Genomic DNA, 14,192 nt, shown 5'->3' with positions numbered 1-14,192 from the left:
TCTACCCCCACAGCCCAAGGACAGGCCGCCATGCACACCCTCGAACGCATCTATCCGTTGAAGATGGATGAGCGCCTGGCCGCCGACCAGGCCACTCTCGACCTGCACATGCAGCGCTATGAATTCGCCAGCGACTCGCTGGCAGGCACGCGCGTGCTCGACATGGCGTGTGGCTGTGGTTACGGCAGTGCATTGCTGGCTGAACGGCATCCGGACAAGCAGATCACCGGTATCGACATCGACCCCGAAGCCATTGCCTACGCGCAGGCGAATTATCAACGCCCCAACCTGCGCTATCAGTGCGCCAACGCCGAAACCTTCGCCGACAGCGCAGGCTTCGACAGTATCGTCAGCCTGGAGACCATCGAGCACCTGCCGGACCCGGTGCGCCTGGTAGAAAACCTCTCACGACTGCTGGCCCATGGTGGCTGCATCATTGCCTCGGTGCCGACCACGCCAACGCTCGACGGCAACCCGCACCATCTGCATGATTTCAGCCCAGCCAGCTTCGCCCGCCTGTTCCGTCGCCATGGCTTGCGCCCGCATGAGCGCTTCGAGCAGATCCAGCACTGGGAATTTTCCGGACTGTTCAAGAAGTCGGAGAAAAAAGAGGCCCGCCAGCACCGCTCGGAAGGTGTCGGCAATGCCGTGCTGGCGTACTACCGCAGCCACCCGCTGTATCTGTTCAGGCGCTTGTGGTCGATACTGCGCTACGGCCCGAGCAACCGTTACCTGACCTGCCGTTTCAGCGCTGACTGAGATGACCGCACCTCACGCGACAATGGTGGGCTGAAGCCCACCCTACCAGATACCGGCCAGAGCCTCTGAAACGAAAACGCCAGCATAATGCTGGCGTTTTCGTGAGCGTTACCGATGATTCAGCGCGGTACTGCTGGCTTCTTCGACGGTTTCTTGCCCTTGCCTTTACCCGCGCCGGCGCGCTCGCGCGCAGCCTGTTGATTACGCGCCTCGGCCGCTGCTTTGGCCTGCTCGCGCTTGTCCCAGGGTTTGCTGCCGTCGCTGGCGCGAGGGGGCAAGCCGGTGTGCTGGGTCAGGATCTTGCCTGCATTACCAACCTTCTTGCTGCCGGCGGGCGTCGAGTTCTTGCGCCGCGCACTCTGGTAGCCATCATCAGCAGCCGGCTGGTGGGCCGGAATCAGTTGATGCTTGGCCGGGCCGATCAGATCACTGCGGCCCATGCGCGTCAGCGCTTCACGCAGCAGCGGCCACCCTTTCGGATCGTGATAGCGCAGGAACGCCTTGTGCAAACGACGCTGTTGCTCGCTCTTGACGATCTCGACACCGTCGCTCTTGTAGGTGACCTTGCGCAGCGGGTTCTTGCCCGAGTGATACATGGCGGTGGCGGTGGCCATCGGCGAGGGGTAGAAGGCCTGCACCTGGTCAGCGCGGAAACCGTTGCGCTTGAGCCACAGGGCGAGGTTCATCATGTCCTCGTCGGTGGTGCCGGGGTGCGCGGCGATGAAGTACGGGATCAGGTACTGCTCCTTGCCCGCCTCTTTCGAGAACTTCTCGAACATCTGCTTGAAGCGGTCGTAGCTGCCGATCCCCGGCTTCATCATCTTGTCCAGCGGGCCACGCTCGGTGTGCTCCGGCGCGATCTTGAGGTAACCGCCGACGTGGTGGGTCACCAGTTCCTTGACGTACTCCGGCGATTCCACCGCCAGGTCATAGCGCAGGCCGGAAGCGATCAGGATCTTCTTCACCCCCGGCAGCGCGCGAGCCTTGCGGTACAGCTCGATCAGGGAGCTGTGATCGGTATTGAGGTTCTCGCAGATACCGGGGAACACGCACGACGGCTTGCGGCAGTGCTTCTCGATCTCCGGGTCCTTGCAGGCAATGCGGTACATGTTGGCGGTCGGCCCGCCAAGGTCGGAAACCACGCCGGTGAAACCCGGCACCTTGTCGCGCATTTCCTCGATCTCGCGGATGATCGACTCGTGCGAGCGGTTCTGGATGATGCGCCCCTCGTGCTCGGTGATCGAGCAGAAGGTGCAGCCGCCGAAGCAGCCACGCATGATGTTCACCGAGAAGCGGATCATCTCGTAGGCCGGGATCTTCTCCTTGCCATAGGCCGGGTGCGGCACGCGCGCGTAGGGCATGCCGAACACGTAGTCCATTTCCTCGGTGGTCATGGGGATGGGTGGCGGGTTGAACCACACGTCCACCTCGCCATGCTTCTGCACCAGCGCGCGGGCGTTGCCCGGGTTGGTTTCCAGGTGCAGCACGCGGTTGGCGTGAGCATAGAGCACGGGGTCGTTGCGCACCTTCTCGAACGACGGCAGACGGATCACCGTCTTGTCGCGGGTCATGCGCGGGCTGTCGAGAATCTGCACCACCTTGGCTTCGTTGGGGTCTTCGACCTCGCCTTTTGCCTGCTCGATGGCACAGGCCTCGGTGTCCTGAGTATTGACGTAGGGGTTGATGATCTTGTCGACGCGGCCCGGCCGATCGATACGGGTGGAATCGACCTCATACCAGCCTTCGGGCGTGTCACGCCGAATGAAAGCCGTGCCGCGTACATCGCTGATGGTTTCGACCTGCTCGCCACGCGACAGACGCTGAGCGATCTCGACCACTGCGCGCTCGGCATTGCCGTAGAGCAGGATATCGGCGGTGGCGTCCATGAGGATCGAACGGCGGACCTTGTCCTGCCAGTAGTCGTAATGGGCGATACGGCGCAAGGATGCCTCGATACCGCCCAGCACCACCGGAACGTGGCTGTAGGCTTCCTTGCAGCGCTGGCTATAGACCAGGCTGGCGCGATCCGGGCGCTTGCCGGCCAGGCCGCCGGGCGTATAGGCGTCGTCGGAGCGAATCTTCTTGTCGGCGGTATAGCGGTTGATCATCGAGTCCATGTTGCCGGCTGCAACACCGAAGAACAGGTTCGGCTCTCCGAGCTTCATGAAGTCGTCTTTCGACTGCCAGTTCGGCTGGGCGATGATGCCCACGCGAAAGCCCTGGGCTTCCAGCAGACGGCCGATGATCGCCATGCCGAACGAAGGATGGTCGACGTAGGCATCACCGGTGACGATGATGATGTCGCACGAATCCCAGCCGAGCTGATCCATCTCCTCCCTGCTCATCGGCAGGAACGGTGCAGGCCCGAAACACTCGGCCCAATACTTGGGATAGTCGAACAACGGCTTGGCGGCTTGCATATTTTTTGATCAGCGGGCTATCACGAGGGGCGCGGATAATAGCACAAAAATTGACCAAACCAGACTAATACGCTGGGTTTAATAGCACCTGCGCGCACCACGGCAAACGCTCAAACGGGCGCACAGATCACTCACCTGGCTACTGGCTCTTGCCCAGCGCCGACCTCAGGAAAGAAAGGATAGAGAAATCAGTTCTTTTCCTGCAGTAGCCTTACGCCATATTTGTTTTCGTCCGATAACAATCCTGTGCATATACTCAAGTACTCTGTCAGCCGACTCCAGGACATCTATGCCGCGGCGCTTCGCCTTTCTGCTCGCTCTTCTGCTGGGACTGTCGATCACGGGCCCGGCAGCGGCGTCAGTGGTACTCACCGACGCCAGCAGCGGCATGCCGCTCAATGCGCATATCGAGTTGCTGGAAGACACCCAAGGCACCCTGACCATCGACGACCTTGCCAGCCCTGAGCAGCAGTCGCGCTTTCAACCCGCCAACGGCCGAGCCAGTGTCGGCCAGAGCCTCAATCCCTGGTGGATCAAACTCACTCTGCAACGCGACATGTACGCTCCCGCCTACTGGGTACTGGAGGTGGGCTCAGTGACTCAGCTGGACCTGCAGCTCTATCTCCCTGACGGCCAGGGTGGCTGGCAGTTGCGTCAGTCCGGCGAGCGAGTCCCCTTCAGCGAAAACCGCGACCATCCGTACCGACGCATGGTGTTCGACCTACCGACCCTGGGTGAGCAGCCAAAGACCCTCTACTTGCGTGCCTTCGACCCGGCAGGCAACTCCTTCCCGCTGCGAGTCTGGCAACTCGAAGACCTCACGCAACTGGCCACCCGCGAGAACCTGGCGCTCGGGGCCATCTACGGCGTGGTTTTCGCGCTGCTGTTGTACAACCTGTTCATCCTCATCTCGCTGCGCGACAAGGCCTATTTCTGGTATGTGCTGACCACTGCTTTCGCCCTGCTGTTCATCATGAGCATGACCGGCCATGGCGCACAGTACCTGTGGCCAAACCATGCGGTGCCGGTATGGCTCGATCGCATCACCCTACCTTCACTATGGGGCCTGTTCGCCAGCCGCTTCACCCAGACACTGTTGCAGACACGTATCTACGCGCGCTGGGCGCATCACCTGCTGAACATGGCCTGCGTGATCTACCTGATCGCCATCGTTCTGACCCTGTACGATCAGCGCTACCTCGCTGCCTGGGCCATCGCCCTGCTGTCGCTGACCAGCATCCCTGCTGCCCTGGGCAGCGCCGTAATCCGCTGGCGCCAGGGTTTCTTCCCAGCGCAGCTGTATCTGTACGGCTACGGGTTGGTCCTGGGCAGTGTCGCCATTCTGCTGCTGCGTACCACCGGCGTGCTGCAGCCGGCCGAGTGGAATGCCTACGTGTTCCCTCTGGCAGTGGCTGCCGAATCCATCCTGTTCTCCTTCGCCCTGGCCTATCGCATCCAGATCCTCAAACAGGAGCGCGCCGTTGCCTTGCAACAGGCAGATCGCGAGAAAACCGCACGTTTGGCGCAACTGCAGGCCAGCGCCGATGAACTGCAAGCTGCAGTGACCGCACGCACCGCCGAGCTGGCCGCAACCAACGAACAGTTACGCGAACGCGAGCGCGAACTGCAGCACGCCGCCTTCCATGACTCGCTGACCGAACTGCCCAACCGGCGCTACCTGGTCGAGCGCTGCGAGTCGGCCCTGGCTCATGCCGAACGGCACAATGAAAGCGTGGCATTGCTGTTGATCGATCTGGACCATTTCAAACCCATCAATGACCGCTTCGGTCACGCCGCTGGCGACCTGATGCTGCAGGTAGTCGCCATGCGCCTGCGTGAGCACGTTCGCGCCGGTGATGCGGTTGCACGTCTGGGCGGCGATGAATTCGCCGCACTGATCTGCGGTAGCGATGCCGAAGGCCAGGCCCGAGAAATCGCTGAGCGCTTGCTGGCCGAGCTATCCGAGCCCGTGCACTACGGCGCCGAGCGCCTGCGCGTAACCATCAGCATCGGCGTAGCGCTCTATCCGCGCCATGCGAAGAACTTCACCGGGCTGTACAAGGCGGCAGACATGGCCCTTTACCGGGTGAAGGAACTGGGCCGCTCCGGCTCGCGCGTGCATGGCGACGATGGCGAACTCAGCGAACAGGCCTGCCTGGAGCTGGACGTACTTAAAGTCCCCAGCGGCCTGGCCTAGGCCCCATAGGCGAGTGCAACCCGCCAGGCTACCGATGGCGGGTTACATCCGCCCCACCCGAAGTCCTGCTAGCCGATATAGCGCCGCGGTACCCGCGCGGTGACCTTGCTCAGCAGCTCGTAGCCGATAGTGCCGCAAGCCGTGGCCACTTCATCCACCGGCAACTGGCTGCCCCACAGCTCCACCGGTGAATCGACATCGGCTTCCGGTAGGTCCGTGATATCCACCGCCAGCATGTCCATCGACACCCTGCCCGCCAGCTTGGCACGCTGCCCCTCGATCAACACCGGTGTACCACTGGGCGCATGGCGTGGATAACCATCGGCATAACCACAGCTGACCGTGGCAATACGCGAGGGCCGCTCGGCCACCCAGGACGCGCCATAACCAACGCTTTCACCGACTGCCACCTCACGCACGGCGATCACCCGCGCAGCCAGGGTCATGGCCGGTTTCAGCCCCAATTCGCGCGCACTCAGTTCGGCGAATGGCGTGGCGCCGTAGAGCATGATGCCGGGGCGCAGCCAATCCATATGCGCCGCCGGAATGGTCAGCACGGCCGCCGAATTGGCCAACGAACGATGATTGAAATCCAGATCCAGCAGATCGAGAAAACGCTCGACCTGCAGCTCAGTCAGCGGATGGCCGCGCTCGTCGGCACAAGCGAAATGGCTAAGCAGGTTGAGCTCGGCAACCTGCTCGGCATCTTCGAGCCGCGCATGCCACTGGCGCAGGCTGGCGGCATCGAAACCGAGGCGGTGCATGCCCGAATCCAGCTTGAGCCAGACGTTGAGCGGACGCACCAGCTCACTGGTAATCAGCGCCTCGGCCTGCGCCGTGCTCTGCAGCACCAGATCCAGCCCAAGTTGCGCGGCGATGGCATATTCACTGGCCTCGAAACAACCCTCAAGCAGCAGGATGCGCGCCTCACCGTGCATGGCGCGCACCTCGGCCGCCTCCTCCAGACAGGCCACGGCGAAGCCATCGGCAACCTCGTGCAGCGCCGTGACCACCTCGCGCACACCATGACCATAGGCGTTGGCCTTGACCACGGCAAAGGCCTGGCGCCCGGGCGCGCAGCGCTTGGCCACGGCGTAGTTATGAGCGATGGCAGAGAGGTCGACGATGGCGGCAAGCGGACGCATGACGGAAGGCCTGAACAAAAAACGGGCGCCCATCTTAACCGCTGGGCGCCCGTTTTCATTGAGCGAGATCAGACTGTTGCCGTAGCCACGGGCTCTGCTGGCGAAACGTTCACCTTGCTTGATTCGCGAGCAGAGCTCGCTCCTACACTGCTCGCGCGGTTATTCGTCGTCGAACTGGTAGCTACCCGGTGCCAGGTTCTCGAAGCGCGAATACTTACCGAGGAAGGCCAGGCGTGCCGTACCCAGTGGGCCGTTACGCTGCTTACCGATGATGATCTCGGCCACGCCCTTGTACTCGGTCTCCGGGTGGTACACCTCGTCGCGGTAGACGAACAGGATGATGTCGGCGTCCTGCTCGATCGCACCGGATTCGCGCAGGTCGGAGTTGATCGGGCGCTTGTTGGGGCGCTGCTCCAGGCCACGGTTGAGCTGCGACAGGGCAATGACCGGGCAGTTGAATTCCTTGGCCAGGCCCTTGAGCGAGCGCGAGATCTCGGAAATCTCGTTGACCCGGCTATCGCCGCTGGAACCGGGAATCTGCATCAGCTGCAGGTAGTCGACCATGATCAGGCCGATCTCACCGTGCTCGCGTGCCAGACGCCGCGTGCGCGCCCGCATCTCGCTCGGGGAAATACCGGCGGTATCGTCGATGAACAGCTTGCGGTCGTTGAGCAGGTTGACCGCACTGGTCAGGCGCGGCCAGTCATCGTCGTCGAGCTGACCGGCACGCACCTTGGTCTGGTCAATGCGCCCCAGCGAGGCGAGCATACGAATGACGATGGACTCCGACGGCATTTCCAGCGAGTAGACCAGAATCGCCTTGTCGCTACGCATCAAAGCGTTTTCCACCAGGTTCATGGCGAAGGTGGTCTTACCCATCGACGGACGGCCGGCGACGATGATCATGTCGGCCGGCTGCAGGCCGCTGGTCAGGTTATCCAGGTCATCGAAGCCGGTGGACAGGCCGGTAATCGCGTCACCGTTGTTGAACAGCGTGTCGATGCGGTCGATGGCCTTGACCAGAATATCGTTGATGCCCACCGGCCCACCGGTCTTGGGGCGATCCTCGGCAATCTGAAAGATCAGCCGCTCCGCCTCGTCGAGAATCTCCTCGCCGGTGCGGCCTTCCGGGGCGTAGGCACTGTCGGCAATCTCGTTGCTGATGCTGATCAGTTTGCGCAGGGTGGCGCGTTCGCGAATGATCTGCGCATAGGCCTTGATGTTGGCCACCGACGGCGTGTTCTTCGCCAGCTCGGCAAGATAAGCCAGGCCACCGACTTGCGACAGCTGCCCTTCCTTGTCCAACTGCTCGGACAGGGTCACCACGTCGAAGGGTTCGTTACGCTCGGCCAGCTTGAAGATGGCGCGGAAGATCAGCCGGTGGTCGTGGCGATAGAAATCGACATCCGACACACCATCGAGCACACGCTCCCAGGCGTTGTTGTCGAGCATCAGGCCGCCGAGCACCGACTGTTCCGCCTCGATGGAGTGCGGAGGCACTTTCAGGGCGGCAGTCTGCAGGTCGTATTGCTCGGGAATGCTGATGTCGTTCATAGGCTCGGGAAGAAAATGCTGCGATAGAAAAACAAAGGGCACGGATCGCAGAGCGATACCGTGCCCGATTGTCAGCAGACCTACGCTACAGCGCAAGCCCGCTTGGCGGCTACTTGATTAAGCAGCGACCACGATCACCTTGACGGTGGCTTCGACGTCGGTGTGCAGGTGCACAGCTACGTCGTATTCGCCAACCTGGCGAATGGTGCCGTTCGGCAGACGAACTTCAGCTTTGGCCACTTCCACGCCGGAGGCGGTCAGGGCGTCAGCGATGTCGTGGGTGCCGATGGAACCGAACAGCTTGCCTTCATCGCCAGCGGTGGCGGTGATGGTGACTTCCAGCTCTGCCAGCTGAGCAGCGCGAGTTTCAGCAGAAGCTTTCTTCTCGGCAGCAGCTTTTTCCAGCTCGGCGCGACGTGCTTCGAAAGCAGCAACGTTGGCTTCGGTGGCAGCGGTGGCTTTGCCTTGCGGCAGCAGGAAGTTACGGCCGTAACCGGCTTTAACGTTCACTTTGTCGCCCAGGTTGCCCAGATTGGCGATTTTTTCCAGCAGGATGACTTCCATTTGGGTCTTACCTCTTAACTTTTAACCTTCACCGTTCGCAGAGCCCGGGCCATTCTTGCGCGCCAGGCGACCGCGAAAATCAAACAGACTGTCGACGATGGCCAAGACCACCAGTAACGGATAGATCAGCTGCATGAACAGCAGGAGCGTGATGTACATGCCCACCAGCCAGAAGCGAGCGAGCCCACCCTTTTCTACCAAGCCATGCACCAGGGCGATCCCGGCGAACAGCAGTGGCACACTGCACAGCGGCGTGAGCATGGCCAACTGCGGCCCCAGATTGGGACCTAGGATCATGCCCGCCAGCAGCAACAGCGCCTGCGGCAGCGGCAGTCTCAGGGCGCGGAACTCGCGACCAAAACCGCCAGGGTTGTACAACACGGCCTGCCAGTAACGCCCAAGGATCAGGCTCAGCAAGCTCAGAATCTGCAGCAAGGCCGCCAGCAATCCGGTCAGCACCGGTGCGATCAAAGCCTCGAGACGCTCGCGTTCACTCACCGACAATTGCTGGTGAGCCCCATCGAACATGGTCGGCAGTAGCTTCTGCAGCTCACCGGCCATGGCCGCGATGGGTTCGCGGAACACTGCCCCAAGGACAAATCCATACACCAGGCCCAGTGCCACACTGCTCAGCAGTATGCGGTTCCAGGTCCAGTTGGCGCGCAACAACAACGCCAACCCCAGCGCGCCGACCAGCACCAGCAAGGTGCGCGGTTCGCCGAAATACCACCAGGCAATCGCCGGTAGCAGGGCCCAGGCCAGGATGCCGATGGCATCACTGGCTCCACGCCGCAGCAGCACCAGGCTGCCAGCGGCTGCACTCAACCAGAACAACAGCGGCATCGCTGCCGATCCCACCACCACGAGGGTGGCCTGCATACGGCCGCGCATGATGTATTCAGCCAGGGCGCGCATGCGATCTATTCCTTAACTCTTGTCGACTGTCCGGTCTCAGCGGCCGTGGCTGTCGGTGTAGGGCAGCAGGGCCAGGAAGCGGGCGCGCTTGATAGCGGTGGCCAGCTGACGCTGATAACGAGCCTTGGTACCGGTGATACGGCTAGGAACGATTTTGCCGGTTTCCGAGATGTAGGCTTTCAGGGTGTTGAGATCTTTGAAATCGATCTCTTTCACGTCTTCAGCGGTGAAGCGGCAGAATTTACGACGACGGAAGAAACGTGCCATGTGATTGGCTCCTCAATAGATCCGTGGATTACTCGTCAGCGTTGTCGCTGTCGTTGCTGTCGCTGTCATCGCCGTCGTTGGACTCGGCGTTTTCAGGACGTTCACGACGCTCGCGGCGCTCACTGCGGTTTTCTTCGGCCTTCAGCATCTCGGACTGGCCAGTGACGGCCTCGTCGCGACGGATGACCAGGTTACGGATCACGGCGTCGTTGTAGCGGAAGTTGTCTTCCAGCTCGGCCAGGGCCTTGCCGGTGCACTCTACGTTGAGCATCACGTAGTGGGCTTTGTGGACGTTGTTGATGGCGTAAGCCAGCTGACGACGGCCCCAATCTTCCAGGCGGTGAATCTTGCCACCGTCTTCTTCGATCAGCTTGGTGTAACGCTCGACCATGCCGCCGACTTGCTCGCTCTGGTCCGGGTGAACCAGAAAGATGATTTCGTAATGACGCATAAATGCTCCTTACGGGTTGTAGCCTGCCAACTAAGGTGGTCAGGCAAGGAGTGGGTTTTCTCGTGATGAGCTTGCCGGGCGGTAGGCGCGAAAAGGCCTGCCGTCACGGCAAGGGGCGCCATTCTAGAGAAGCCCCCTGTCGCACGCAAGACGAATTGGCGATTATTTGAGCAGTCAGCCCTTGCGCTTGGCCTGACGCTGACGCACCGCTTCGAACAGACAGACACCGGTGGCCACCGAGACGTTGAGGCTGCTGACACTGCCGGCCATGGGCAGTTTGACCAGATAATCGCAGTGCTCTCGGGTCAAGCGGCGCATGCCCTTGCCCTCGGCGCCCATGATCAGCACCGTCGGCCCGGTCATGTCCTGCTGATAGACCTCCTGCTCGGCCTCGCCGGCCGTACCCACAACCCACAGGCCACGCTGCTGCAACTTCTCCAGGCTGCGCGCCAGGTTGGTCACCGCCACCAGCGGAATCACCTCGGCAGCGCCACAAGCGACCTTGCGCACCGTGGCATTGAGGGTGGCCGACTTGTCCTTGGGCACGATCACCGCCAACGCGCCAGCGGCATCCGCCGTGCGCAGGCAGGCACCCAGGTTGTGCGGATCGGTCACGCCATCGAGCACCAACAGCAAAGGCGGGCCTTCGCAACGATCGAGCAGCTCCTCGAGCATCGCCTCGCCCCAGACCTGGCTGGGGCTGACATCGGCAACCACACCCTGATGCACGCCCTCGACCCAGACATCCATCTCACGGCGCTCGCACTGCCCAACTTTTACGCGAGACTGCGCAGCCAGCTCCAGCAAGGGTTGCACCCGAGGATCACTGCGACCATCGGCCAGCCAGACCTGCTTCACCCGCTTGGGGTGATGACGCAGCAAGGCTTCTACGGCATGTACGCCGTAGATCTTTTCCAGATCACTCATGACTTGGCCTTACGCTTGCGCGGCTTACCGGCAGGCGGCGAGGCACTGTCGCCACGCCCGGAGCCTTTGCGCGAACTACCGGCCGACTTGCTCGCCGACTTGCCGGCAGCACCCTTGCCACTCGCACCCTTGCCAGCCTTGGCGCCAGCCAACAACGCTTTCTTCACGTCCCGGCTTTTCTGCACGTCGGTATTGCCCATGCCATTCAGCTTGCCACCGCGACGCGCATCATCACCCTTGCCGGCCTTGTCCTGGCTCAGCTCGAAGTCGATCTTGCGCTCGTCCAGATCGACACGCATTACCTTGACCTCGACACTGTCGCCAAGGCGGAAGCTGCGGCCGCTACGCTCGCCGGATAGGCGATGGTGAACCGGATCGAAGTGGTAGTAGTCGGCCGGCAACGCGGTCACGTGCACCAGGCCTTCGACGTAGATGTCACGCAGCTCGACAAAGATGCCGAAACCAGTCACCGCCGTGATCACACCGGCAAACGTCTCACCGACGCGATCCTGCATGAACTCGCACTTGAGCCAGTTGACCACGTCACGCGTCGCTTCATCGGCACGGCGCTCGGTCATCGAGCACTGCTCGCCGAGTTTCTCCAGGGTCGCCTCATCGTACGGATAGATGCGTGCCTTGGGCATGATCGCCGCACCCGCACGCTCGACGTGCTTGGTGTCGCGCTTGGAGCGGATCACGCTGCGAATGGCGCGGTGCACCAGCAGGTCCGGGTAGCGACGGATCGGCGAGGTGAAGTGGGTATAAGCATCGTAATTGAGACCGAAGTGCCCTTCGTTCTGCGCGCTGTATACCGCCTGGCTCAGCGAACGCAGCATCACGGTCTGGATCAGGTGATAGTCCGGGCGCTCGCGAATGCTTTCCAGCAGTCGCTGGTAGTCCTTGGGCGACGGACCGTCTTTGGACTTGCCGCGCTGCAGCGACAGACCCAGCTCGCCGAGGAACGCCTTGAGCTTCTCCAGGCGCTCCAGCGGCGGGCCGTCGTGCACACGGTACAACGACGGGATCTCGTGATCCTGCATGAAGCGCGCGGTGGCCACGTTGGCGGCCAGCATGCACTCCTCGATCAGCTTGTGCGCGTCGTTGCGCTGGGTCGGACGGATCTCGGCGATCTTGCGATCCTCACCGAAGATGATGCGCGTCTCCTGCGTTTCGAAGTCGATGGCGCCGCGCTCGTGACGAGCCGCAATCAGCACCTGATACAACGCATAGAGCTGGTTGAGGTGCGGCAGGACTTCCTTGTATTCGCTGCGCAGGGACTTGCCCTCGCTGCTTTTGGGATCTTCCAGCATCAGGCTGACCTTGTTGTAGGTCAGGCGCGCATGGGAGTGGATCACCGCCTCGTAGAACTTATAGTCGACCATCTGGCCGCTCTTGGACATGGTCATTTCGCAAACCATGGCCAGGCGATCAACGTGCGGATTGAGCGAGCACAGGCCGTTGGACAGCTCCTCCGGCAGCATCGGCACGACGCGCTCAGGAAAGTACACCGAGTTGCCACGCTCGACCGCCTCGACGTCCAGCGCCGAACCGACCTTGACGTAGTGCGACACGTCGGCGATGGCCACGTAGAGTTTCCAGCCACCGGAGAACAGCTTCCAGCGGCTGCTGTTCTTCTCGCAGTACACGGCGTCGTCGAAGTCACGCGCGTCTTCGCCATCGATGGTGACGAAGGGCAGATGACGCAGGTCGACGCGTTTCTCCTTGTCCTTCTCTTCCACTTCAGACTTGAGCTTGCGCGCTTCCTTGACCACGGCCTCAGGCCAGACGTGCGGGATGTCGTAGCTGCGCAGCGCTACGTCGATCTCCATACCCGGAGCCATGTAGTTGCCGATGACCTCGACGATGTCGCCCTGCGGCTGGAAGCGCTGGGTTGGCCAGTGAGTGATCTTGATTTCAACGAACTGACCGATACGCGCACCTGCAGTACGGCCCGGGGTGACCAGCACTTCCTGCTGGATCTTGGGATTGTCGGGGATGACGAAACCGATGCCGTTTTCTTCGTAGTAACGGCCAACGATGCTCTCATGAGCGCGTTCGATCACCTCGACGATACCGCCTTCACGGCGGCCACGCCGGTCGAAACCCGCGACCCGCACCAATGCGCGATCGCGATCGAACACCAGGCGCATCTGCGCCGGGCTGAGGAACAGGTCGTCGCTGCCGTCATCCGGCACGAGGAAGCCGAAGCCGTCGCGGTGACCACTGATGCGGCCGCAGATCAGGTCGAGCTTGTCCACCGGGGCGTAAGTGCCGCGGCGGGTATAGATGAGTTGACCGTCACGCTCCATGGCGCGCAGACGGCGGCGCAGCGCTTCGAGCTGATCGTCGGTATGCAAACCGAACTCTTCGACCAGTTGTTCACGACTGGCAGGCGCGCCGCGCTCGGCCAGGTGCGAAAGGATCAGCTCACGGCTGGGGATGGGGTTGTCGTATTTTTCCGCCTCGCGGGCGGCCTCGGGATCGAGGGATTGCCAATCGGCCATGTAAGGAGGATTACCTGTGCTTATGTATAAAGGTGTATGCCATATGCCTATTGAAGCGCGAAAAAGGCATCCGGGGCAGCTTTTCCGGTGACAATAATTTTTTTGGGGGCAGGGGTTTACAAGGTAAATGCCCGCCCGTATAGTTCGCGCCCACAGCGTCGAGCAGACGTTGTAACACGAAGCAGATGATGATTCATCGGTTTCTGTGCCCAGGTGGCGGAATTGGTAGACGCGCTGGTTTCAGGTATCAGTGGCTTAACGGCCGTGGAAGTTCGAGTCTTCTCCTGGGCACCAAATTTCGTGAAGTGGTCTGATAAGCCATTTTGCAAATAACGGATGCAACGCTCCGTGTCGGTAACGACGAACATTGCTGCAGTGCCCAGGTGGCGGAATTGGTAGACGCGCTGGTTTCAGGTATCAGTGGCTTAACGGCCGTGGAAGTTCGAGTCTTCTCCTGGGCACCAAAATTCAAAAAACCGAGTCGCATGA

The 14,192-nt window shown here is 61.5% G+C and carries 11 protein-coding genes and 2 tRNA genes; 4 read left to right on the top strand and 9 right to left on the bottom strand.

What is annotated here, in order from left to right; all coding sequences use genetic code 11:
• Nucleotides 1-30: 30 nt before the first annotated feature.
• A complete protein-coding gene (locus tag AAEQ75_RS11815) occupies nucleotides 31-759 on the top strand; it encodes a class I SAM-dependent methyltransferase (RefSeq protein WP_343348907.1) in 729 nt (242 codons plus the stop codon).
• Between the two features lie 119 nt (nucleotides 760-878).
• Here the strand turns inward: AAEQ75_RS11815 and AAEQ75_RS11810 are convergent, their stop codons facing one another.
• Complete coding sequence (locus tag AAEQ75_RS11810; RefSeq protein ID WP_343348905.1) at nucleotides 879-3,179, bottom strand: YgiQ family radical SAM protein; 2,301 nt, start codon at nucleotides 3,177-3,179, stop codon at nucleotides 879-881.
• A 289-nt stretch (nucleotides 3,180-3,468) separates the two neighbouring features.
• Between AAEQ75_RS11810 and AAEQ75_RS11805 the strand changes: the two genes are divergently transcribed.
• On the top strand, nucleotides 3,469-5,376 hold the full coding sequence (locus tag AAEQ75_RS11805; protein WP_343348903.1) for a diguanylate cyclase domain-containing protein: 1,908 nt from the start codon (nucleotides 3,469-3,471) through the stop codon (nucleotides 5,374-5,376).
• A gap of 68 nt (nucleotides 5,377-5,444) precedes the next feature.
• Here AAEQ75_RS11805 and alr read toward each other — a convergent pair whose 3' ends face one another.
• From alr to rnr, 8 genes are all read right to left on the bottom strand, one after another.
• Nucleotides 5,445-6,521 (bottom strand): alanine racemase, encoded by a 1,077-nt coding sequence (gene alr, locus AAEQ75_RS11800; protein ID WP_343348901.1) that lies wholly within the window; start codon nucleotides 6,519-6,521, stop codon nucleotides 5,445-5,447.
• 159 nt (nucleotides 6,522-6,680) lie between these two features.
• Nucleotides 6,681-8,075: a replicative DNA helicase gene (gene dnaB / locus AAEQ75_RS11795; RefSeq protein WP_125833548.1), complete on the bottom strand. Its 1,395-nt coding sequence runs from the start codon at nucleotides 8,073-8,075 to the stop codon at nucleotides 6,681-6,683.
• A 117-nt stretch (nucleotides 8,076-8,192) separates the two neighbouring features.
• A complete protein-coding gene (gene rplI / locus AAEQ75_RS11790) occupies nucleotides 8,193-8,639 on the bottom strand; it encodes a 50S ribosomal protein L9 (protein ID WP_125833549.1) in 447 nt (148 codons plus the stop codon).
• 21 nt (nucleotides 8,640-8,660) lie between these two features.
• Complete coding sequence (locus tag AAEQ75_RS11785; protein WP_125878968.1) at nucleotides 8,661-9,554, bottom strand: hypothetical protein; 894 nt, start codon at nucleotides 9,552-9,554, stop codon at nucleotides 8,661-8,663.
• A 36-nt stretch (nucleotides 9,555-9,590) separates the two neighbouring features.
• A complete protein-coding gene (gene rpsR / locus AAEQ75_RS11780) occupies nucleotides 9,591-9,821 on the bottom strand; it encodes a 30S ribosomal protein S18 (protein ID WP_003246847.1) in 231 nt (76 codons plus the stop codon).
• Nucleotides 9,822-9,849: 28 nt separating this feature from the next.
• A complete protein-coding gene (gene rpsF / locus AAEQ75_RS11775) occupies nucleotides 9,850-10,272 on the bottom strand; it encodes a 30S ribosomal protein S6 (RefSeq protein WP_003246846.1) in 423 nt (140 codons plus the stop codon).
• 174 nt (nucleotides 10,273-10,446) lie between these two features.
• Nucleotides 10,447-11,199: a 23S rRNA (guanosine(2251)-2'-O)-methyltransferase RlmB gene (gene rlmB, locus AAEQ75_RS11770; RefSeq protein ID WP_343348894.1), complete on the bottom strand. Its 753-nt coding sequence runs from the start codon at nucleotides 11,197-11,199 to the stop codon at nucleotides 10,447-10,449.
• Nucleotides 11,196-13,703 (bottom strand): ribonuclease R, encoded by a 2,508-nt coding sequence (rnr, locus tag AAEQ75_RS11765; protein WP_343348892.1) that lies wholly within the window; start codon nucleotides 13,701-13,703, stop codon nucleotides 11,196-11,198. The genes rlmB and rnr overlap by 4 nt, the downstream gene beginning before the upstream one ends.
• A 207-nt stretch (nucleotides 13,704-13,910) precedes the next feature.
• On the opposite strand from rnr, the gene AAEQ75_RS11760 reads away from it, so the two are divergent.
• A tRNA-Leu gene (locus tag AAEQ75_RS11760) sits at nucleotides 13,911-13,997 on the top strand.
• A gap of 83 nt (nucleotides 13,998-14,080) precedes the next feature.
• Nucleotides 14,081-14,167 (top strand) — tRNA-Leu (locus AAEQ75_RS11755).
• The last annotated feature ends 25 nt before the right edge of the window (nucleotides 14,168-14,192 follow it).

It is taken from the genome of Pseudomonas sediminis (assembly GCF_039555755.1).
Taxonomy (GTDB): Bacteria; Pseudomonadota; Gammaproteobacteria; order Pseudomonadales; family Pseudomonadaceae; genus Aquipseudomonas; species Aquipseudomonas mendocina_D.
This window is presented reverse-complemented; position numbering and strand designations above follow the sequence as displayed.

What these genes read in the sequence shown, in the direction of transcription:
- rlmB (WP_343348894.1), bottom strand. Translation starts at nt 11,199, where the DNA reads ATGAGTGATCTGGAAAAGATCTACGGCGTACATGCCGTAGAAGCCTTG.
- rnr (WP_343348892.1), bottom strand. Translation starts at nt 13,703, where the DNA reads ATGGCCGATTGGCAATCCCTCGATCCCGAGGCCGCCCGCGAGGCGGAA.
- AAEQ75_RS11785 (WP_125878968.1), bottom strand. Translation starts at nt 9,554, where the DNA reads ATGCGCGCCCTGGCTGAATACATCATGCGCGGCCGTATGCAGGCCACC.
- dnaB (WP_125833548.1), bottom strand. Translation starts at nt 8,075, where the DNA reads ATGAACGACATCAGCATTCCCGAGCAATACGACCTGCAGACTGCCGCC.
- AAEQ75_RS11815 (WP_343348907.1), top strand. Translation starts at nt 31, where the DNA reads ATGCACACCCTCGAACGCATCTATCCGTTGAAGATGGATGAGCGCCTG.
- AAEQ75_RS11805 (WP_343348903.1), top strand. Translation starts at nt 3,469, where the DNA reads ATGCCGCGGCGCTTCGCCTTTCTGCTCGCTCTTCTGCTGGGACTGTCG.
- AAEQ75_RS11810 (WP_343348905.1), bottom strand. Translation starts at nt 3,179, where the DNA reads ATGCAAGCCGCCAAGCCGTTGTTCGACTATCCCAAGTATTGGGCCGAG.
- rplI (WP_125833549.1), bottom strand. Translation starts at nt 8,639, where the DNA reads ATGGAAGTCATCCTGCTGGAAAAAATCGCCAATCTGGGCAACCTGGGC.
- rpsF (WP_003246846.1), bottom strand. Translation starts at nt 10,272, where the DNA reads ATGCGTCATTACGAAATCATCTTTCTGGTTCACCCGGACCAGAGCGAG.
- alr (WP_343348901.1), bottom strand. Translation starts at nt 6,521, where the DNA reads ATGCGTCCGCTTGCCGCCATCGTCGACCTCTCTGCCATCGCTCATAAC.
- rpsR (WP_003246847.1), bottom strand. Translation starts at nt 9,821, where the DNA reads ATGGCACGTTTCTTCCGTCGTCGTAAATTCTGCCGCTTCACCGCTGAA.